The sequence below is a fragment of the Nonomuraea rosea genome, from assembly GCF_039539705.1.
In the GTDB taxonomy this organism is placed as follows: domain Bacteria; phylum Actinomycetota; class Actinomycetes; order Streptosporangiales; family Streptosporangiaceae; genus Nonomuraea; species Nonomuraea rosea.
The window spans coordinates 1-19,609 of the sequence record NZ_BAABDQ010000053.1; the positions used below are offsets into that span (position 1 = coordinate 1).

At 64.7% G+C, this 19,609-nt stretch carries 17 protein-coding genes and 2 pseudogenes; 11 read left to right on the forward strand and 8 right to left on the reverse strand.

Annotated elements, in window-relative coordinates; translation table 11 throughout:
• Positions 1-144 precede the first annotated feature (144 nt).
• The 4 genes and pseudogenes from ABEA43_RS59805 to ABEA43_RS59820 form a co-directional block, all read right to left on the reverse strand.
• Entirely contained in the window at positions 145-1,014 is an 870-nt protein-coding gene (locus ABEA43_RS59805) for a transposase family protein (protein ID WP_425570651.1), read from the reverse strand.
• A gap of 944 nt (positions 1,015-1,958) precedes the next feature.
• Positions 1,959-3,560, reverse strand: a complete 1,602-nt coding sequence (locus ABEA43_RS59810) for an ISL3 family transposase (RefSeq protein ID WP_345577055.1) — start codon at positions 3,558-3,560, stop codon at positions 1,959-1,961.
• 690 nt (positions 3,561-4,250) lie between these two features.
• Positions 4,251-4,565 carry an ATP-binding protein gene (locus ABEA43_RS59815; protein ID WP_345577057.1) on the reverse strand — a complete coding sequence of 105 codons (315 nt, stop codon included), beginning with the start codon at positions 4,563-4,565 and terminating at the stop codon, positions 4,251-4,253.
• A 29-nt stretch (positions 4,566-4,594) separates the two neighbouring features.
• A pseudogene (locus tag ABEA43_RS59820) lies at positions 4,595-4,744 on the reverse strand (IS701 family transposase); the annotation flags it as partial.
• A 612-nt stretch (positions 4,745-5,356) separates the two neighbouring features.
• Between ABEA43_RS59820 and ABEA43_RS68475 the strand changes: the two are divergent.
• Positions 5,357-5,752 (forward strand): transposase domain-containing protein, encoded by a 396-nt coding sequence (locus ABEA43_RS68475; protein WP_425570652.1) that lies wholly within the window; start codon positions 5,357-5,359, stop codon positions 5,750-5,752.
• Between the two features lie 299 nt (positions 5,753-6,051).
• Positions 6,052-7,101: a Rab family GTPase gene (locus ABEA43_RS59830; RefSeq protein WP_345577060.1), complete on the forward strand. Its 1,050-nt coding sequence runs from the start codon at positions 6,052-6,054 to the stop codon at positions 7,099-7,101.
• Positions 7,102-7,405: 304 nt separating this feature from the next.
• On the opposite strand, the gene ABEA43_RS59835 is transcribed toward ABEA43_RS59830, so the two are convergent.
• Positions 7,406-8,212 (reverse strand): streptomycin biosynthesis protein, encoded by an 807-nt coding sequence (locus tag ABEA43_RS59835; RefSeq protein WP_345577062.1) that lies wholly within the window; start codon positions 8,210-8,212, stop codon positions 7,406-7,408.
• 1,134 nt (positions 8,213-9,346) lie between these two features.
• Positions 9,347-9,694, reverse strand: coding sequence for a hypothetical protein (locus tag ABEA43_RS59840; protein ID WP_345577064.1), 348 nt, complete (start codon positions 9,692-9,694; stop codon positions 9,347-9,349).
• 612 nt (positions 9,695-10,306) lie between these two features.
• Here ABEA43_RS59840 and ABEA43_RS59845 point away from each other — a divergent pair.
• The gene (locus ABEA43_RS59845) at positions 10,307-10,501 is read left to right on the forward strand and encodes a hypothetical protein (RefSeq protein ID WP_345577066.1); all 195 of its coding nucleotides are present in this window, start codon (positions 10,307-10,309) and stop codon (positions 10,499-10,501) included.
• 134 nt (positions 10,502-10,635) lie between these two features.
• Positions 10,636-11,490 carry a hypothetical protein gene (locus ABEA43_RS59850; RefSeq protein ID WP_345577068.1) on the forward strand — a complete coding sequence of 285 codons (855 nt, stop codon included), beginning with the start codon at positions 10,636-10,638 and terminating at the stop codon, positions 11,488-11,490.
• A gap of 295 nt (positions 11,491-11,785) precedes the next feature.
• Here ABEA43_RS59850 and ABEA43_RS59855 read toward each other — a convergent pair whose 3' ends face one another.
• On the reverse strand, positions 11,786-12,127 hold the full coding sequence (locus ABEA43_RS59855) for a histone-like nucleoid-structuring protein Lsr2 (protein WP_345577070.1): 342 nt from the start codon (positions 12,125-12,127) through the stop codon (positions 11,786-11,788).
• 981 nt (positions 12,128-13,108) lie between these two features.
• Here ABEA43_RS59855 and ABEA43_RS59860 point away from each other — a divergent pair.
• From ABEA43_RS59860 to ABEA43_RS59875, 4 genes and pseudogenes are all read left to right on the forward strand, one after another.
• Positions 13,109-13,468: a hypothetical protein gene (locus ABEA43_RS59860; protein ID WP_345577072.1), complete on the forward strand. Its 360-nt coding sequence runs from the start codon at positions 13,109-13,111 to the stop codon at positions 13,466-13,468.
• Positions 13,469-13,725: 257 nt separating this feature from the next.
• Positions 13,726-14,257 (forward strand): annotated as a pseudogene (locus tag ABEA43_RS59865) (transposase); the annotation flags it as partial.
• A gap of 59 nt (positions 14,258-14,316) precedes the next feature.
• Positions 14,317-14,565 carry a hypothetical protein gene (locus tag ABEA43_RS59870; protein WP_345577074.1) on the forward strand — a complete coding sequence of 83 codons (249 nt, stop codon included), beginning with the start codon at positions 14,317-14,319 and terminating at the stop codon, positions 14,563-14,565.
• Between the two features lie 9 nt (positions 14,566-14,574).
• On the forward strand, positions 14,575-15,378 hold the full coding sequence (locus ABEA43_RS59875; protein ID WP_345577245.1) for an integrase core domain-containing protein: 804 nt from the start codon (positions 14,575-14,577) through the stop codon (positions 15,376-15,378).
• A gap of 69 nt (positions 15,379-15,447) precedes the next feature.
• On the opposite strand, the gene ABEA43_RS59880 is transcribed toward ABEA43_RS59875, so the two are convergent.
• Positions 15,448-16,773: a hypothetical protein gene (locus tag ABEA43_RS59880; RefSeq protein ID WP_345577076.1), complete on the reverse strand. Its 1,326-nt coding sequence runs from the start codon at positions 16,771-16,773 to the stop codon at positions 15,448-15,450.
• Between the two features lie 430 nt (positions 16,774-17,203).
• Here ABEA43_RS59880 and ABEA43_RS59885 point away from each other — a divergent pair, with 430 nt between their 5' ends.
• The 3 genes from ABEA43_RS59885 to ABEA43_RS59895 all read left to right on the forward strand — a co-directional run bounded on the left by ABEA43_RS59885 (position 17,204) and on the right by ABEA43_RS59895 (position 19,609).
• Positions 17,204-18,193, forward strand: coding sequence for an AraC-like ligand-binding domain-containing protein (locus tag ABEA43_RS59885; RefSeq protein WP_345577078.1), 990 nt, complete (start codon positions 17,204-17,206; stop codon positions 18,191-18,193).
• 157 nt (positions 18,194-18,350) lie between these two features.
• On the forward strand, positions 18,351-19,220 hold the full coding sequence (locus ABEA43_RS59890; RefSeq protein ID WP_345577080.1) for an SseB family protein: 870 nt from the start codon (positions 18,351-18,353) through the stop codon (positions 19,218-19,220).
• Positions 19,217-19,609, forward strand: a complete 393-nt coding sequence (locus ABEA43_RS59895) for a hypothetical protein (RefSeq protein WP_345577082.1) — start codon at positions 19,217-19,219, stop codon at positions 19,607-19,609. Before ABEA43_RS59890 ends, ABEA43_RS59895 begins: the two co-directional genes overlap by 4 nt.

Consider the following 19,609-nt stretch of genomic DNA (forward strand, 5'->3'; position numbering starts at 1 on the left):
GGTTGTGATGGATCTGGTTGTGGTGATCAATCCATCTACCAGGGGTTTCTTACGTCGTCAGGCGAAGACCGGACTCGCGATCATGCTGTGACCAGCAGCCCGCCGCCAGGGGGATGAAAGAGCTTCACTGAGCCCTTTTCATCCTCAGGCGGCCTGGGCAATGCGGTGATTTTGAAGGACGGCGATGGCCTTGCAGAGGTGGCCGGCCTTGCTGGGGCTGCAGCGTAGCTTGCGGAGGATCTTCCAGCTCTTCAGCTGGGCGTTCGCGCGTTCGCCTGGCCCACGGAGCTTGGCGTGGGCACGGTTGGCCTGCTTCTGGGACTCGGGCTTCTTCTTGCCCTTGTACGGGGTGCGGACCGGGCCTTCGGCTCCCTGATACGCCTTGTCGGCCAGGGTGATGATCCCGGCCTGCTCCAGCGCGCGCAGGATGCCCCAGATGTGGGCGGCGCTCAGATCGTGAGCCTTGCCGGGCAGCGCTCCGGAGGTCCACAGGATCGTCCCTTCGGGTGAGGCGATGACCTGGACGTTCATCCCATGCACGCGATGTTTGCCGGAGAAGTACGGCCGGTCGCCCTTGATCCGGTCGGTGTGGATCAGCGTGCCGTCCAGGATCAGGTAGTGCAGTCCGTCCCGCTTGGCCTTGCGCAACGCCGCCGTGAGCTTGGGTGAGCGGGCCGACAGCAGCGCGACCGTCTCCTCGACATATCGCCACGCGGTCGCGGTCGATACCCCGAACCCGGCGCCGAGCTCGGTGAAGGTCTCGCCCTTACGCAGGTAGACCAGCACCAGCAGCGCCTGTCGGCCGGGGTTGAGCCGGCGCCAGAGCGACCTCATGGAGTCGATCCGCACCGCGACCGCGCAAGCCGCCTGCCGGTCGGAGCAATCCTCGGTGAACTGCAACACGCTGACCAGCGCCAGCTGCGCTGCCGACAGCGACGGCCGTCCGTCGACCGGAAACCAGCCGACGAACTCCTCATACTCGAAAATCTCTCCGAGCCGAACTCGGACCAGCATCGCCGATATCCCCTTCGGACAGACCATCCAGGCTAACTCCGCCGTCTTCGCGGGAATCCCTGTACTCGCTCGCGGACGCAGTGACATCGACCTCGCCCCTCTCGACCGGCTCGCAGTCCCGCCGACACCTCCAGCCTGACCCCCAAAAGATCGCCAACAGCGTCACAGCGGGGGGTAGAGGTCATAACAGGATGAGATTGCCTACATCCTCACGGTGATGATCATCGTTGGGGTGGAGTGTGAGAAAGGGCGAGCAACTGCCGTGGATCGTCTCGGACAGCTTGTGGGAGCGGATCGAGCCGTTGTTGCCGAAGGTGCAGCGGCGCAGGCATCTTCCCGGGGCGTAAGCGGCTGGATGACCGTAAGCCGTTGTGCGAGATTTTGCTCGTGCTCTACACCGCGATCCGTGCGAGTTCCTGACACCGCGATCCGTGCGAGTTCCTGCCCCAGGAGCTGGGTTTCGGCTCGGGCATGACGTGCTAGCGGTAGTCCGTTGAATCAAGGTGGCGTGTAGAGGTAGAGGCCTTGACCTGCGGTGACAGCGTCGATCATCGCCTGGAGTTCAGGTGGTGGGGGCGCGGTGGACCAGGCTTTCCACCAGGGTGATAGCGCGATGGCCGGGGCCAGCCAGCTGCGGACGGCGCGCAGCGCGTGGGGCCAGCTGGGTGGCGATGGGGCGGGTAAGGCTGAGAGGTGTGGATGGGATCGGGCCTCGCCGCCCCCTCTCGAGTTCGGTGTCAGACGCTGGCCCAGGTGGGGCGGAATCTGAGGTTGAGTTGCTGAACCAGGTTGTCCAGCAGAAGCTGAACGCGCAGTGCACCAGGCTCTGGTGGCGGCGGATGGCGATGTCGGAGCGGACTTGGAAGTCGGCCCAGCCGAGTTGATGGCGCTCTGTGAATCTGGCTCTGGCGATCTTTGTGTGGTGGCGTAACTGATAGTGAGTTTCAGTGAGCGCACAAGATGATCTTTCTCAGTAGGTCGAGGTTGGCTCGGCCGTATCGGCTCCTCTTGAGGTTCTTGACCCTCGTCACATTGCCTTCCACAGCACCCGATGAGTAGGGCAGGGTGAGGCCGTTGACGACGGCGTCCAGATCGCGGCGGATACCGTGGGTGAAGGAGTGCAGGGCGGGCAGGTCGTCGGCGTCGACGGCGGCCATCCACGCGTGCAGGCTCTCCTTTGTGCCGGTCAGTGTGGTCATCATGGTCGCGAAGGCGGTGACATGGCCGGCGGTGGCGTCCAGGCGGGGGCTGCGAGCTCGCAGGTCGGCGCGTCTGGTCTGGTCGTCAGTGGTGAGACGGTCGGGGTGGCTGGTGATCCACCTGGTGACCTCGCGAACGGTCGGGGCTGAGGACGTGGTGTGGGCGGCTGCGGTCGCAGATCGGAACGGGTGCAGGTACTTGCGGACGGTCTGCGGGCTGCCGCGATATCCCTGCGCTTGGATCTCGCGGGTGAGGCGGGCGGCGTCGGTGCAGCCGTCGTTGAACCGCTGGATCAGGTAGGGCAGGTAGGGGGTGAGCAGGTCGGACCGTCCGGTCGCCTTGGTCAGCAGGTCCTCGACCGCCTCGGCGCGGGCGAACCTGCGGACGGTGGGCCGAGACAGCCGCAACTTGCGTGCGATCGCCGAGATCGTCCAGTCTTTGGCCACCAGGTCCTGCACCGCGGCGTAGCGTTCACGGGTCCGGACGATGAGTCGGCGTTCCTCCTCTGATGGCTGCTCTGGCCTCGGCTCTGGCGGGAGCGTGTTGCCTGGCTGCTGGTGACCAGGTTCCTCGTTGGTGGGGTCATCGGGGGCGGGTTCACGCAGGTCGGCGCGGCAGGCGATGACGGTCTTCTCGACCGCGTCGCACAGGTTCTGCCACAGATGGAAGCGATCAGCAATTTGCGTCGCCTCGGGTGCCCCGGTCTTGGCGCCGGCGGCATAGGCTCCGGCCCGGTCTCTGCAGATCACTTGGACGCCGGGATGGTCGCGTAACCACTGCTCGAGGGCGTCGGCGGTCCGGTCGTCCAGCACATCGATGGGCTGGTGCGTGTCCATGTTGATCAGCACGGTGGCGTAGGAGTGCCCGCGCTTCTTGGCGAAATCGTCGACCCCGAGCACGGTGACCTGACCGATCTCGGGATCGGGCAGGGCGCGGACCAGAGCGATCAGCGTGTCCCGGCCGACGCGTACGCCGAGCCGCTCCAGCAGCCGGGAGGCGGCGCGCCCGGCCAGTGCCAGAGCCATCAACTCCAGGAGCCGGCGCAGTAGCTGAGTGCGGCGGGCGTAGCGCCGGGTGAGACCAGGCACCGGTTCGGCGAACGTCCGGACCGGGCACGCCGGGTTCTTGCAGGTCAGGCGGCGGATCGTGAGCGCGATCAGGACCGGGCGGCCCGCAGCGGGCAGATCATGCAGCAGCCGACGGTAGCGGCCATGCACTCGTGAGGAGATTGTGCCGCACGCCCGGCAGGGCGCCGGCTCGCCGCTGGTATGCGCCGCGACCAGCACGTAGTCCCCGTGATCGGTCACCTCCTCAACGAGGAGTTCGGCCAGGTGAGGGAAGAACATCCGCAGGCAGCAGGCATCGCCCGCCACCGCATGCTGCGCACAGGGCACAATGAACCTCGCGGCCGCTCAGATGGTGATCACGTTCTTGGTCGAACAAGATCCTCACAGGGCGGCCGCGCCTATACGCGGCCAGTAACACGATTGCGATCAGTCACGGACGGGAGTCTCCACCACTGCCTGTGACGCCACCACACAAAGATCGCCAGAGCCGTGAATCTGACCAGGGGCGCTCTGGGAAAGTTGCCAGGTCGTTGGACTTCATACTACGGCTTTAGTTGATATTCGTCACGGATTGTGACGGCGTGTCGACATGGACAGCAGCAGGTGGCACGAGCATGGCCACCACCGCGATCGGTTTCCGGCAGTGCGGGCAGCTGCTTTGGCGGGCGTTGGTCGTGGCGGCCGTGACGAGGTCCCCTCGGCGACCCTCTCCCCGGAGATGGTCTTCGGGGAGAGGGTCGCCGTGGAGATGCCTGTCGTGGGCACGTGGGTCTCGCGCCCGTGCCGCGGGGCCGGGACGAAGGCGGATATCGCCGGGAACAGGCGGCGGCAGGCCCAGCTCACGGGCCTTCTTCATCTCCCGGGCCCAGATCGCTTTGCATCGGGGGTCGCAGAAGCGGTGGGTGGGGCGGCTGCTGTTCCAGGTGAAGAGGGTGGCGCAGACCGGGCAGGTGCGTTGCTCGCGGTGACTCATGAGGTGGGCGCCGTCGTGCGTGTGGTGGCGGGTGCCGGGCAGGTCAGGCCCTGGCGCAGCGCGTCGGTGTGGGCCTGATGGGCGCGCATCCGGTAGGACGGGCCGTCGATGGCGACGATGATGCCCCGGTGCAGAAGACGATCCAGCAGGGCCGCGGCCAGCATCGGATCGCCGAGCCGCTCGGCCCAGGCCGAGACGCCGACGTGGCTGGTGGTGATGATCGAGCCTTTCAGGTAGCGGCCGTTGATCACTTCGAACAGTAGGCCGCGGCCTTCCTCGTCCAGGCGGCGGTAGCCGAATTCGTCGATCACCAGGAGCCGGGGCTGGGTGAAGAAGCGGCTGTCTTGTTCCGCTCCCGCGGCGCCAGCATCCCCGTCACATACTCCCGGAACCCGCGCCGCTGCCCCAGATGCGTGAACAGACCATCGAACCTGGCCGTGTACCCCTCCAGCGCCCCTGGCGCGGCTGGAACCGGTTTGGGCTTGGTCATCACCTGGCTCCCTCCTCGGAAGCCCCCGCGACACCATCCTGCCCAGCCAAGGTCTTGATCTAACGGACTACCGCTAGCGGCGGCTGCGAGACTCGCGCCGCCGGCGTGTGGGACGAGCGGCTTCGGCCGCTGCTGGCCGAGTTGCACGCCCCCGGTCGGCTGGACTAATCCAAGGCGGTGATCGACACCTCGCGCGTGCGGGCGCTCAAGGGCGGCCCAAAACCGAGCCAAGCCCGGTCGACCGCAGCTACCGTGCGTTCGATCACCCAGCGGTGAACGCCCAGGCCAGCACCATGCGGAGTGCCGTGCCGGGCGATGTATGGACCGGATGCCGGTACGCTAGACCCGGCGCCGGTAGAAGTCGTGATCGTAGCCGCGGTCGGCGTACACGCAGGTAGGACGTTTGCGAGGTGGGCCGTATAGGCCTCGCACCGGCGGAATCGCCTTGATCAGCGGAATCAGCTGAGTGACGTCGTGGCGGGTGACCGCCCGTCAGCCACAACGCGAGCGGAATACCGCCGCCCTCGGCGATGACGTGATGCTTCGAGCCCGGCTTGCCTCCTGCACTGGTTCCGCCGCCTGCGCATCCGCTGAGAAATCCATGAAGCCTTCATGACCCTCGCCGCCGCGATCATCTGCTGGCGACGCCTCGTCCAGTGGCGGTCAGGGTCGGTTGACGGAGCTGATCCCCGCCAAGTCCAGGACGCGGCCATCGCCGCACACGAGTGCCGGGAGCGTCGGGTTCGCAAGCTGCCCGCGCACGTGGTCGTCTATCTCCTAATCGCATTGTGTCTGTTTCCTGACAATAATTACGAGGAGGTCACCGAGAAGCTGACTGGAATGCTCGCGTTCATACCGGGCTCGCGGTGGCAGCCGCCGACGCGAGGTGCGGTGACTCAGGCCAGGCGGCGCTTGGGTGCCGAGCCGGCCAGGAGGTGTTCGAGCAGGTGGCCCGCCCAGCCGACTCTCCTACGACAACGGGTGCTTGGTTCGGCCATCGGCGGCTGATGGCTACGTACCCGGACCGGACTTCCACCGGCAAGCGACGACGAGCTTACGAACAACAAGATGAGCCGCTATGTCACGGCTTCACCTCCTGCTCTGCTGGGCGCACGAAAAAGCCTCAACGTAACGCATATCGCCATTCCTCACCAGAAGGAGCGACTTCTCAATCGTATGAGATGATCCACCCAGATGAATTAGTCGAGAGCTGTGGAAGGGTCGGGGTCTAGCGAGGCCGGCCCAAGAGGGATAACCTAGGCAACTCAAGAGACGCTTTGGACTCTAGATTAGGCGATGAAAACATTATGGAACAATCGCTATTCGTTAAGCATCCCTATGGTTCTATAAGGCTTGATCCACCACTCGCAGCGGTGGCTATACAGGCGCAGGATTTGTTCGGAGACCTATTTGAAATCGGTCGGATTTCTACTCGCGATGAATCTAGAGCAGAAATATCGTTGTCATACGAAGGTCCGGTCATCAGACACCAGTGCGGTAACTTGGTCGAGCTGGAACCATTCCATCTCGGATGCAACCACTATGCCGAAAATGGCATGTCTTACTATGCAGCAGAACAAAAGAGTGACGTTTTAACGCATGCGGTTTATGGCCGCAATGATAGTTTTCGGATTTACGGTGCACTATCATCTGCGGCTCCATTTTTGCGGCACGTAGTTCGCCAAATTGTGGCAAAATATGCAGCCGCTAGTGGCGACTTTCTAATACATGCGTCAGCAGTGACTATGGGCCAGTACGCAATAGCCTTTATCGGCCCCAAGGGTGCTGGGAAGACGACCGCACTGGCAGCAGCACTGAGAAGCGGTTGCAAGTACGTGGGAAACGATAAAGTCCTTGTCACCTCGATAAACGGCGTGGAGCACATCTCTCTATGGCCAACCACCCCTCTGATAAGTCGAAACACGCTTGCTTTGACAGGATATACTCCCCCCGGTATTGAGCAGGTCAGTTTTGCCGACGGTCCGAGCGAGAAAGCACCGATCCGCGTGGCCGATTTGGCTGAATCAATCACCCGCCATCCGGTCCAACTGAAGGCAATTGTGCTGCTTGTAGATCCTGATCATATTTGGACCACCCACGCGAATTTCTTGCACAGAGAGATTTTTCGTCCGACGGAAGCCGTTCGACCCTGGCTGTGGCATGATCGAACCGTTGAGTCACTGCCTGCACACGATAATCTTTGGGCGCGCTGTGTAGGCATATGTCAAGCGGTGTCAATCTTAAAGTATCCCCGACATTCGGGATTGGACGTGCTCTTGGACCTCTTTATGCATATTGGAAACCTCTCTGCGCGTATACCATCTCGCATCACCGGCGAGTCCCCGAGACCATCTTAGACTTCTCGTTAAGACTTTCGCTGACTGGCTCCGCGGGCATCGTGAGCGCGCTTCGAATGGTCGCGGAAAAGGGCGCTGACCTTCTGCTGACTTCGCGCCTATGGTGATCCTCTATGCACGCTCAGCCAGGGTCATAGTTGCCGCTGCTAATCAATCGGACTACGGAGCATGTACGATAAAGACAAGCGCTATGCAGATGTGCTCAGCCAGAAACCCTGGTTCTTCTGGTTTTGTCCCGCAGCCTGCGGCACCACCGTTCGACTGCAAATTGTGCACAGTTGAACGCGGACCGCTCCGTGCAACTTCACTTTTCATCAGAGCCGAGCAACCGCTGCTCTAGGTGCTCAGCGAAAACCGCCCACTCATGCGCGCAGCCGCGCGCCATCTCGACGATAAGATAGGCGGAGTGCGTGGGGATTTCGTGCACCAGGCCCTTCCAGCCGTACAGGCCCGCCATATGCGCATAAAGCCATTCCAGCACTTTGCGCCCTCCGGTGTTGAGCCGTAGGGACGGGTCCTTGCTGAGGTTTTGCAGCAAGGAGATGGGGTCACGTGTGGGCAGGTGGTCGGCGTCTCGGTTGCTAAGGCTCTTCCGCGAGCGATGGGACCTCTCGCGCGTGGGCCGCAACTTGGTCGGCACAGGATCATCTCCGCGGGCTATCCGTCTCCGCACGTCCAGTACGGTAGCCGGCGAGGTGCCCGCCAGTTTCGCAACTTCACGCAGCGATGCATCCGGACGCTTCGCAATGATTTCACTGGCCACACGCCGGCTATCGGCGCTGCTCAACGGCCGAACTCGTCCATCGCGTCCGATGCGTTCTCGCTTCTGGGCATCGGTGCCGATCCTCCGACGGATCGCTGAGACCGTACCCGCCGCGAGGCCAGTCATCGCGGCGATCGCCCGGTCCGAGGCATGTGGTTGCATCTCGATAATGCGGATCGCCGCCGCCTGTCGGTCGGCCAGAGTGAGCGGAAGTCCATGAGTGACGTTGGCCTTGACCGCCGCGACGAACGCCTCTCGCTCATCGCCATCAAAGTATTTGGCATTGATCGTCCATTCTTGCCTAAGCCGAGCGGCGAGCAGTCGATGCATGCCGTCGATCACCCGCATGCTCGACCGATGGACCAGAATGGGTGGCAGCTCTTCTTGTACTTCCGTGAGAAGTTGCACGTGCTCAGGGTCCTCGCCCTCGAGTCGCGGAGAGAAGCCTGGCTGTAACGCGTCGAGGGGGACTTGCTGCACATCCGCTTGATCAGTGGGCGAGTATCCCGATACGGGGAACGTAGGTAAGTCTGCGCTGATGATTGGTTTCTCAGAAAGAAAACGATCGGTTGACTGCTGACTCAATCTCTTTCTCCCTCAGTTCGGATGACCCTCCCCTTTCCTCCCGATATCGGTAGACGTAGCGCAAATAGGTCTGTCGCAATTTGTACGTACACGCCAGCGGATTCATAGTCCGCCATGGAGCCTAAAAGACCGCTTCCCGATCCTTCTCGATCTTCATACGTCTGATGGAGCAGTTCGGCTAGAGGTGGTTGTCTCGCTGTGATCAGCATTGGTGCCCGATCGTCTCGTTGCCGGTCCTTGATGTCCAACGGCGACCGTCGTGCGTCCGCTTTGGCGATGCCTGTAGTGCCTCGACCAGGGCGCCTTCCCAATTGGGCTGGCGGGCTCTTGTTGCCTTCGACGCGGGCCATCAGCCAGGCTGCGGCGAGTTCGGCGATCCACTCCTTGCCGGGCGCGATGCTGGTCAGCGCTGGGGTGGCGATGCACCCCCTCGGCGGTGCCGTCAAATCCGACGTTGGCGACGCCCTGCGGCATCCCGCGACCTCCGGGGGCAATTCCGCCCGCATCACGCCGAGCGCGAGCAGGTCGTTGTAGTGAAGACCGCGTCCGGCGGTTCGGGCAGGCGGTCCATGGCCCAGCAAGGCCATGCCTGGTGGCGGCCCGAGCTGCGAGGCTCATCGAATACTCCTCGAAGGCGACGCGATTACAGAGCGCGTTGGGGCTATTGCAACAGGTAGTCAGGAACGTTGTCATGTGATATTTGAGGCTAACTATCAGGGCGCCGCTAGTACCACTACTGAGAATGATTATGAATATCTATTCAGAGTCGCATAAACTCGTGAGTACATCATCGGTATGTACGGTCGCAACTGTCAAGACTTGTCCCTCATTTCCTGATCCGTACTCAAAGATGCGTTGCCGAACTGGCACAGAACGTCCCTCGATCGCGCTCGGCCATCAGCGCCCCGACCAGGTGCTCGCCGGGGTGCCCAGCCGGGCTCCTTTGGTGCGGGGCCGTCCGGACCTGCCGGTTCTGGGTAGCGGCAAGGCGTGCAGGACCGAGGTGACCTTCAGCCGGCTGGTCCAGGTGATCGAGGGGTCCAGGCCGCGTAGATGTTCACCGGCGTAAGCCGCATCGCCGACGGCATGCACCGTCCGGGTGGGGTGGCGGGCGGCGATCGCCTCGACCATCTCCCGGGCGAACGCGATCTTGCCGGTGCGTCCGGGGCGCCACAAGCGGGCCAGGATCGGCAGACAGAGCGGCCGGGACAAGAACGGCAACTGCACGATGATCCCGGCGATCACCCCAGCAGTTATCGAACCCGATCGGCCTGGGCGTCTTGGCCGCACCGTTGTGATGCCAGACGACGCCGAACACCTTCTTCCCCGACCGTTTGAACAGGGTGTCATCGACCACCACGATGATCGCCGAGCCCGGCGGCAGCAGCCGGGCCACGACCAGATCGCACTACACCAGCCCGAGCCTTCGGCGCACCAGCGAGACGCGGAGAAGAACCGGTGCGCGCGACAGTAATACCAGGCTCGTTCCAGCCTTGCGCCCAGCAGCATCCCGCACACCGTGCGGCGCCGCGTCTGCGCGATCAACCCCACCACAAGAGCGGCGAACGAACGGTGCCCCGGCGCGGTGAAACAGGACCGGAACACTGCCAGCAGCGCGGCCAGCGAGGGTAACGTGCGAGCTGGGAGCATCGGCGGATCACCTTATACCAGGGTGAATCAGACACCGCCGATGCTCCTCTGCCTTCCCATTCCCGCCCGGCATGCCAGCGAAGACCCCCGGAAACCTACGCCTGCCAATAATGTCATCCGCCCAGGTCATGGCCTTGCAGGGCTTAGCGCGGCGTGACGCGATTCCGTCCACCAGGAGAGGGACCAAGTGCGGCATGATGATCGGCCATGCTCCTTCGCCTGGCCTATCTCACCGTCACGAACACCTTCGCCGCGCTGCGGCTGCTACCGATGGGCGGTCAGGACAAGGACGTGGAAATTCGAGCCTTGCGCCACCAGATCACCGCCCTTGAACGGCAGCTCGGCGCCGAGACCAGAGTCAGATTCGCCCCGAGGACCGGGCCTTTCTCGCTGCACTTCTGACATCGCTGCCCCGCGAGGTCCTGCGCCGGCTACGGCTCCTCGTCCGGCCGGACACCGTCCTGCGCCGGCACCGCGACCTGATGAAACAGCGTCACGCCCTTACCTGCAGGCCAAAACGGCCTGGCCGCCCACCCATGGTCCGTTCCATCCGCGCTCTCATCCTGCGCCTGGTTCGGGAGAACCCGAGCTGGGGCTATCGGCGGGTATACGGAGAGCTCACCACGCTCGGCATCAAGGTCGCGCCGTCCACAGTCTGGGAGATCCTCAAGCAGGCCGGCCTTGACCCGGCACCCCAGCGGGCCTCCACCACGTGGGCCGACTTCCTGCGCTCCCAAGCAGACGCCCTACTGGCCTGCGACTTCATCGAGACCGTCACTCTCACCGGACAACGCCAGTACGTCCTGGCGGTCATCGAGCACGCCACCAGACACGTCCGCGTGCTCGGCACCACCGCTCCCCCGAGCTCGAACTGGGTCACCCAGGCGATCAAGAACCTGGTGATGGATCTGGACGATGCAGGCTGCAGAGCGCGCTTTCTGCTCCGAGATCGGGATGGGAAGTTCCCAGCCCTCATGGACGAGGTCCTCGACGAGGTCAGCATCAAGGCGGTGCTCACCGGCATTCGAATGCCGCGAATGAACTCCATCATGGAGCGATGGGTGCAGTCCTGCCGTCACGAGCTTCTCGACCGCTGCCTCGTATGGAACGAATGCCACCTGCGGCACGCCCTGCGCGAGTATGACCTGTTCTATAACGGGCACCGAGCCCATCAAGCCCTGGCCCAAGCCGCTGCGGTCGGGCACGGTATAGTCGACCACCCGGACGATCATCGCATCGTCGGGATCGAGGTCTCGGCCCTGGCGGGCGGCGGCACTTCGCCCCGCAACCTCGCCCTGTACGAACGCCTCGGCCAGCACCCCCTCGGCCCCGCCATCACCCTGCCCGACGGCCCAAGCATCTGGCCCATCTGGCGAGCACCCCGTTCATAGGCGTCCAGGTCACCGCATCCAACGGCACACTGACTGCTCGCCAGATCGCGTCCCACAGGGCAAGTTCCACCCTGCCTAGTTGCAGGGATCAGCCGAGCTGGTTGCCAGCGCCGTTAGCGGCCATCGCCCGGCGCCGGTCGTCGGCATCGAGATGGAAGAAAGCGCCCGGCCGGCGATGTCGGGAGGCGTTGAAGACGCCGTATCGGCGCGTTGCTCGCCGGACAGGAAACTGCCCGGCATGGTACCTCCAGGCATGCGAGGGCGCCCCTGCTTCACGCGGAGCTGAGATGCTCCCTCAGTGGGCTGCCTCGTACTGCTCCATGACGGTGGCGGCGATACGGCCTCGCTCACTCACCGGCAGGCCCTGGGCCTTGGCCCACTGCCTGATCTCCGTGGACTTCTCGCGGCTGACCATCCGAGTAGAACCGGCGCCTCCGCGTCGTCCCCGAACGCCCCTGTCGGTGCGTACTGCGCGAGCCTTGGTGATGAAGGGAGCGAGTGCCTTCTCCAGCTCCTCCCTGTTCGAACCCGACAGGTCGATCTCGTAGCTCGTACCGTCGAGAGCGAACTTCGTGGTTCCCTCGGCATCGCTGCCATCGACGTCGTCGACAAAGGACTCAACAATACGCTTCGCCATAGGGATGCTCCAATTACGTCTCAGTTTCCCGTACTGTAGCGTTCTTCAGCAGATTCTGCATCCTCAAGGATGTCGCGCCTACGCAAAGGAACTGTGCGTAGGCGACGCCGCCGCTACTCCTCTTTCGCGCAAGTGGCCCCGATGCTCATTGGTCTCCAGCTCGGCATTCATAGGCAATATTTCAGCCCATGTGCAAGCAGCAAACATCCCCGAGCGTCACTCGCACAAGGCACGTTTCGATACCGGCACGACATCTGCTCCTTCCCTCTCATCAGCCATGAGCCACGAGTAGTCGGGGCATCGCCCTGGAGAGAGGGCATGCACCTGGACGCCGGACACCATCCCACCTCCAACCCATGACTCACCCTTGTGAGCGTGAAAGGCGATTGCGCTGGTTCACCTCTCACACCACTGCTCTCCGGCCCGTCTCTGGCTCTCGATCTTGCGGGTTGTGCTGGGCTCTGCTCTCCCATCAATAGCGAGGAAGACGCTATGTTGAAGTTCAATTCAAGTTTTTTGCTCAGCGCCGCAACCATCCCGGCGCGGCTGCGGCACAGGTTCTCGTTCTACGGCCCGCGTGCGTGGTGAAGGCCTACCGTGCCCAGAGGCAGGCCGCCGCTGGATACGAGGTGATCGTCGCCGAGGCCCCCGCCTTGCGGGGTATCTCGCCTGGTTCCTGCCGTTCTGGATCAGCTTGGCGCGCTGATCCGCACCTCGGCTCAACCGGATGCCGTACCGGTCCAACCCGCTGATCTAGAGGCCAGAGTTCCCCTACGGCTATCGACCTCGTAGGCAGCAGGCCAGCCGGATAAGCCGCAGGCATCACACCGGGAACTTTTAATCATGAACGGCCATCCGTCCTGAGGCAGCGGCCAAATGTTGATCAAGCCACGTCATCAGCGCTCCGGCCTGCACGCTCTGGCCGTGCGGTCGGTTCACAGTGGCACCGTTCTGACACCCTCTCCTCCGAACGGACAGCCCATGTTGCCTCGGTTCACTCTGGCGGCCACCGCCCTAACCCTCCTACTGGCCACCCCATCGGCCGCCGCCCAGTCGCCCGGCGGCTGGAATGATGACGCCGGCTGGGGCTCCGTCACCGTCTCGGCCGACCGCAAGCACATCACGGTCTGCGACCTGAGCAACGACGGCCAAGCCGTCCGCGTCGAATACGCCACCACCTACCTGCAGAAGTGGACCGTGGTCGACACCAACGGCGCCAAATGGGGCTGCGGAACCGACTCCACCCTCGTCAGCCTCATCACCGTCTTCAAACTGTGCGAAGGCAGCCAATACGGCAACTGCCGCGAGTCCATCTGGATCTCCCGAAGCGGACTCTTCTGATAACCGCTCTTCCTTCCCCGCCCATACCCCGGAGCAGATGCCGAGAACACGAGCCCCATTGCCGCCTTCCTCATGAGCGCTCCCGCCTGAAGGCTGCACCCAGGCACGTCTGATGTGTCGCAACGGCCCTTACTGGTGGGTTGCGTCCACGGGAGTGGTGTACGAGTTTGGCCTGGTCACAGGCGTGGCGTCGCATATGAAGACGGCCATCGAGTGATCCTTCGAGTAGCTAGATCAAGATCGAAGGGAACCAGACGATGGCCGCAGACAACAGTGTGACGCCCGCCCGGTGGCTGGCGAAGCAGATCGAGACCGGCGACCCCGACATGTTGCGATCCATGGTGAAGACCATGGCCGAGACGTTGATGTCGGCCGAGGCCGAGAGCCTGTGCGGGGCCGGCTACGGCGAGCGCAGCGAGGAGCGAACCAACTCCCGCAACGGCTACCGGACACGTGAGTGGGACACGCGGGCCGGGACGATCGACCTCGCCATCCCGAAACTGCGGTCGGGCTCGTACTATCCGGACTGGCTGCTGGAGCGCCGACGGCGGGCCGAGCAGGCGCTGATCAGCGTGGTCGCGACCAGCTATCTGCTGGGCGTCTCGACGCGGCGGGTGGACAAGCTGGTCGAGCAGCTCGGCATCAAGCACATCTCCAAGAAGCCAGGTCTCGCAGATGGCCAAGACGCTGGATGAGCAGGTCGAGGCGTTCCGCACCCGCGCCCTCGACAGCGGCCCCTACACCTTCGTCTGGATCGACGCCCTGACCCAGAAAGTGCGCGAGGGCGGCCTGTCCGGTGCCAGAACTGATTGCAGCGGGTCTGACCTGGTCTTCTAGGATTGACTCTCGTGCTGTTTCGACTTCTGTATCTGCTGGTGGTCAGGGTGTTCGGCTGGCTGGTGCTGCTCACACGGGGCAGTGCCTCCAAAGAGGTGGAGATCTTGGTGTTGCGGCATGAGATCGCGGTGCTGCGTCGCCAGGTCGCCCAGCCCAGACCGGACTGGGCCGATCGGGCGCTGCTGGCCGCGCTGGCCAGGCTGTTACCCGCTCGCCTTCGACTGCATCGCATCGTGACGCCCGGCACGCTACTCGCCTGACACTGCAGGCTGGTCAAGAAGAAGTGGACCTACCCCGCCAAACAGGGCCGGCCCCCGATCTCCGAAGAGATCCGCGATCTGATCGTCCGATTGGCTCGGGAGAATCCACGATGGGGACATCGACGCATCCAGGGCGAGCTCCTCAGTCTTGGCTACAGGGTGGGAGAGGGGACGGTCCGCCGGGTCCTGGCGGCGGCGGGGCTGAGGCCCGCGCCGCGCCGGGCTTCACCGACCTGGCGCCAGTACCTCATCGCTCAAGCCTCCGGCATCCTGGCATGCGACTTTCTCCACGTCGATACGGTGTTCCTCAAGCGCCTGTACGCGTTGTTCATCATGGAGATCGAAACACGGCGCGTGCACATCCTCGGTGCCACAGCTCATCCAACCGGCGCCTGGACGGCGCAGCAGGCACGCAATCTGCTGATGGAACTGGGCGAGCGAGCCGACAGGTTCCGGTTCCTGATCCGGGACAGGGACGGCAAGTTCGGCAGAGCATTCGACGAGGTGCCCATCGGCGCGGGCGTGCGCGTCCTGAAGATTCCGCCGCGCTCGCCACGGGGGAACGCGTTCGCCGAGCGAGTCGTCGGCACACTTCGACGCGAATGCCTCGACCACCTGATCATCTACGGTGAACGGCACCTGCGTACAGTTCTGGCCGCCTATGAACGCCACTTCAACCAGCATCGCCCGCATCAGGGCCGTTGGCTCCGCCCGCCGATGCACGACCCCAGCGAAATGATCGACATGACCGCCCGAATCCACCGTCGAAGGACCGTCACCGGACTTATCAGCGAGTACCACAGAGTAGCCTGACCGCCTTGCAAATGCCCAGCTCAGCAACAGCATCGGCGTTTTGGCACCGCACAAGCCTGCCCGCAGGTTTCAGTAGGCAGCGGCCACCGTCAGCGTTTCAGCGGGGCCGCCGATGCGGCGCCAGGTGCCGGCGTCACGGGACCACTGGACGATCTGCGTGCGGTCGGCGGTCAGGACGTACACCTCCCGTCGGCCCACCCCCGTCTCCGCACCCGCTGCCCCGATGTCCCGCCAACCTTGACCGCCGGCCTCGCTCCCGGGCCCGACCAAGAGGATACGCAGCCTCTCACCCGACCAATCGGTGGAATAGAGCCCGGCGGTACCGCCATACAAGGCGCCGGCTGGGCCCGCCGCGTGAACCCAGGGCAGGACGGGTTCCGGTTGCTGGCTGGGCAGCCAGCGGTTGACGGCCGTCCGTTCCGGGTTGAGGCCGAACAAGTCCCTGCTGGTAAGCGCGAACGAGGCGCCCGCGGTGCCGACGAACTCCCAGTGATCGGGCCGGCCCAGGTAGCGGAAGATCCGGCCGTCGTTCGGATCGGTCGCGAACAGGCCGGGCCTGCCGCCGTACACGCGTGCCGCCGGACCGCCTATCCGGGTCCACGACGTGCCCTGCCCGTCCCAGACACGCACGGCCTTACGGTCCGCATCCAGGCGGTAGACGTGAGAGCCGCTGACCGCGACGTCGTGGCCCGCCTCGCCAATGACCGGCCAGAGGCCAGGACGTCCCCCGTACTTGCGGAGCCGCTTGTCCGTCCCAGCGGCGAACAGACCTGCGGGCCCGGACCAGAGGCGCGTCGCGGCCTCGCCGATCTTGGTCCACCCGGTCGCGTCCGTGCCGTCCCATTGGAAGACACCCCGCTCCCCCGGCCCGATGGCGAACACGCCGTCACCCGTGAGCGGCGCAGCGGCGCCGGAAGTACGCGGCACGCTCGCCGGACCACGCCCGGCCAGCGGAACGAGCAGCGCCAGGACCACGAGCACGACTCCCCCGCCGACGAACAGCAGCGGGCGAGCACGTCGGCGTCTTCCCACGGACATCTCGCCAGCTTCCGCGCCCGGCGTGGGCGGGGCGACGCCCGACGATTCCGAAGGCTTCACCTGTCCTGGCGGCGACTGCGGGGTCCTGGATACGGGGATCGTCGTCGGAGCGGGCGTTCCGAGTGCCCCGTCAAGGGCCGCCGCGTGCAGTCGTCCGGCCGTTTCCAGCTGTACCTGGCGGACGCGGTCGTCCGATATATGGTCCTCCACCAGCTGTGTCAGCAGCTCCAACGGAATGACCTTCCGACCAGAGCGGTACTCACCCCACAGCGTCTTGCCCACGGGGTAGCGGCCGGCGAGCTCACGGACGGTCATCCTGCCGGTGAGCGTCAGCAGGAACTCCGCCAGCGCGTTCACCTGCTCAGTGCTGCCTCTCCATTGACCCTGGGGCCTACCCACTCTGCCGGTCACCCGCGCTCGCCTCTCTCCTCGCTCCCGAACCGTTGATCAGTGCAGCAGAACGGTTGTCCGCGGACAACTCATTGTCCGGACTTCACCCGCTATTTCATTCCGAACCGTTCCGGACAGGCGCCGCACCTGCCAACCTCGGAACCGGCCAGCGGTGCCGTCGAAGCCGTCACGACCTGAGAGGACATCCATGATCAATAGAGTCACCACACGACTCGCCGCGGGCTTGGCCCCTGGGACGGTGGCCGAGGGCGTGCAGGCGGTGCGCGATCACTCGTCCGAAACCTCCTGGATCCATCCCATGGCCGGACGCAGCCCCGTGGCCTCCGTGTCCACTGAGCTGGTGCCGAGGAAGGACCGCCTGGCGTGGTGGGCACACATGTCCGCGCACGAGATGGTGCCCGCGGCGCTGTCCACCGAGCACGCTGACGACTTTCACGGGTGGGCGCACTCTGTCGATCTTTCGGGTGTGCGTGTAGCTGAGTACACGGTCTCGCCGATGGCAGGCCGCCGCACGCCGACCCACGTCCGGCAGCGCGACCCCGACGGTTACCAGCTCTTCCTGGTCCATGACAGTCCTGTGCGGCTGCAACAGCAGCGCAACGACGCCTACCTGGAGGCCGGTGACATCGGGCTGTTCGACACCTCTCTGCCCTTCTTCGCCGACCTCGTGGACGTCGGGCAACTGTCTCAGGTGACTTTTCTGTTCATGCCCCGCGCCGCGCTGCCGCTGCCCCGTGACGAGGTAGAACGGCTGCTGGCGCTCAAGCTCTCCGCCCGAACCGGCACCGGGGCCTTACTGGCCCGCTACCTCACCGGCCTGCGCGAACACGCCGCCGGCTGCGATCCAGCAGAGCTGCCCCGCCTGGGCACGATCGGGCTCGACCTAGCCGCGATGTTCCTTGCTGGTCGCCTCGACGCCGAGCGCCATTTACCGGCCGAGACCCGCTACCGGGCACTGGTCGCGCGGATCGACGCCTACATCGACCACCACCTTGGCGACCCCGACCTCGGTCCCGCGGACATCGCCGCGCACCACCACATCTCCGTACGCACGCTCCACCTGCTGTTCAAGCAACAGCCGCAAACCGTAAGCGCCACGATCCGGCGGCGCCGGCTCGAACGCTGCCACGCCGATCTCACCGACCCACGGCTGCCGAACCGGCCTATCGGCGAGATCGGCCTCCGCTGGGGCTACCGAACGACCGCCGAGTTCAGCCGCGCCTTCCGGGCCGCTTACGGAATGAGCCCGCGCGACTATCGCAAGCAAGCTCTCGCCGAAGACGAAGCTGGGGAGGGAACGGCGCAACCACCACACTCTTCTACGGACGTTGCATATGCTGGTTCGAGCAGCAACCGCAGACCGTGAGCGCCATACCCGATCGCTGGTGCTCGAACGCCAACGGTCAGCGAGAGTACGGTAGGCGTCCCTGACGACCATCGGACGGTCGCGGCGGAATCAGGTTGGGCTCGGCCAGGATCCCCCGTAGCATTTGGTCAGCGAACCTCGCCGCTAGGGTGTCGCCATGCGGACACCGACACCGTTCGAGAAGCGGCTCCAGGAGGCACACGGCCGAGAGGACCTGACCACCTGCCTGACGCTTTTGCGGTACGCGGACTTCGCCTGCCCGGTCGGCGATGCTGCCGCCAGGGGTGACGAGCAGATCGCTTGGCCGACGGTGATGGGGGCGGATCGGACCTGGCTGGTGGTGTACACCTCGGCGGAGGCGATGCGGGAGGCCGTCGGCGAGGCTGTACGCCATTTTCGGATCCTGTCGCTGGTCGAGCTCGCGGCGGGCTGGCCCGATCCGCATTGGGGGCTGGCGGTCAATCCGGGGCTGGATCCATCGTTCCTGCTGGAGCCGGGCACGGTTGCCCGGCTGGCGGTGCCCACGCTGGAGCAGGACCTGGCGGCTGAGCCGCACAGCGGCCTCCCGATCGTGCAGAAGCTGCTCCAGGTGGCGCAGATCCAGGAGTTGCTGGACAGCGCCCACCCACGGGTCTCCGGCTACTGCCATCACGCTCTGGATGTCGCATACATCGCGACGCCCTCCGTTCTCGCCGACGCTCTGCTCCAAGAGGACGCGCTCACCGCGGAGGGCGCTGTCAACCTGCTGCGCTGGCCGGCCATCGGGCTGGAGCTCTACCGGACCCCCTACGGCGGCACCGACGAGAAGGGCCGCGTGGCGGTGGCCGGCTGGGTGGTCGAGGAGCCGCCGTTCGTTGGCATGGGCCTGGTGCCGAACGTGCATCAGACCATCAGGGAGTACAAGGTGGACGGCATCGGCCTGCCGCATGGCGCCGAGATCGTGGAGCTGGCGGCCGACGGAAAGGAGCGTACGCAGGCAAGGTACGACGCCGATCATGGCCGCTGGATGATGGTGGCCGGCGAGTGAGCAGGCAGGCGTACCGCGCCCGCTGGGCCGGAGTGGACTACGAGGCGTCGGCGGAGCTCGTCGACAGCGCGCTCTGGATGCGTCTGTACGGCTCGGCGCCGGCGGACGGCTTCGAGAAGGTGGTGCCCGGCCGGTTCGTGCGCGCGGTGCCGGCCATGGACTGCTCCGCGATCTGGCATGTGACGACCGTTTGCGAGTGGCGTGCTGCCCCGTTCCTGGTGCACACGGCGCGGGAGACGGAGTTGCTCATCGAGTACACCGGCGGGGACGCGCGGCACGCCGTGGCGCTTGGCCTGGAACGGGTCGAGCGCGGCGTGTATCGCACCTGGGTGAAGGCTGATGAGGTGACAGCGCTCAGAGAGAGAGCTGTGGTGATGGTGAGCACTTGA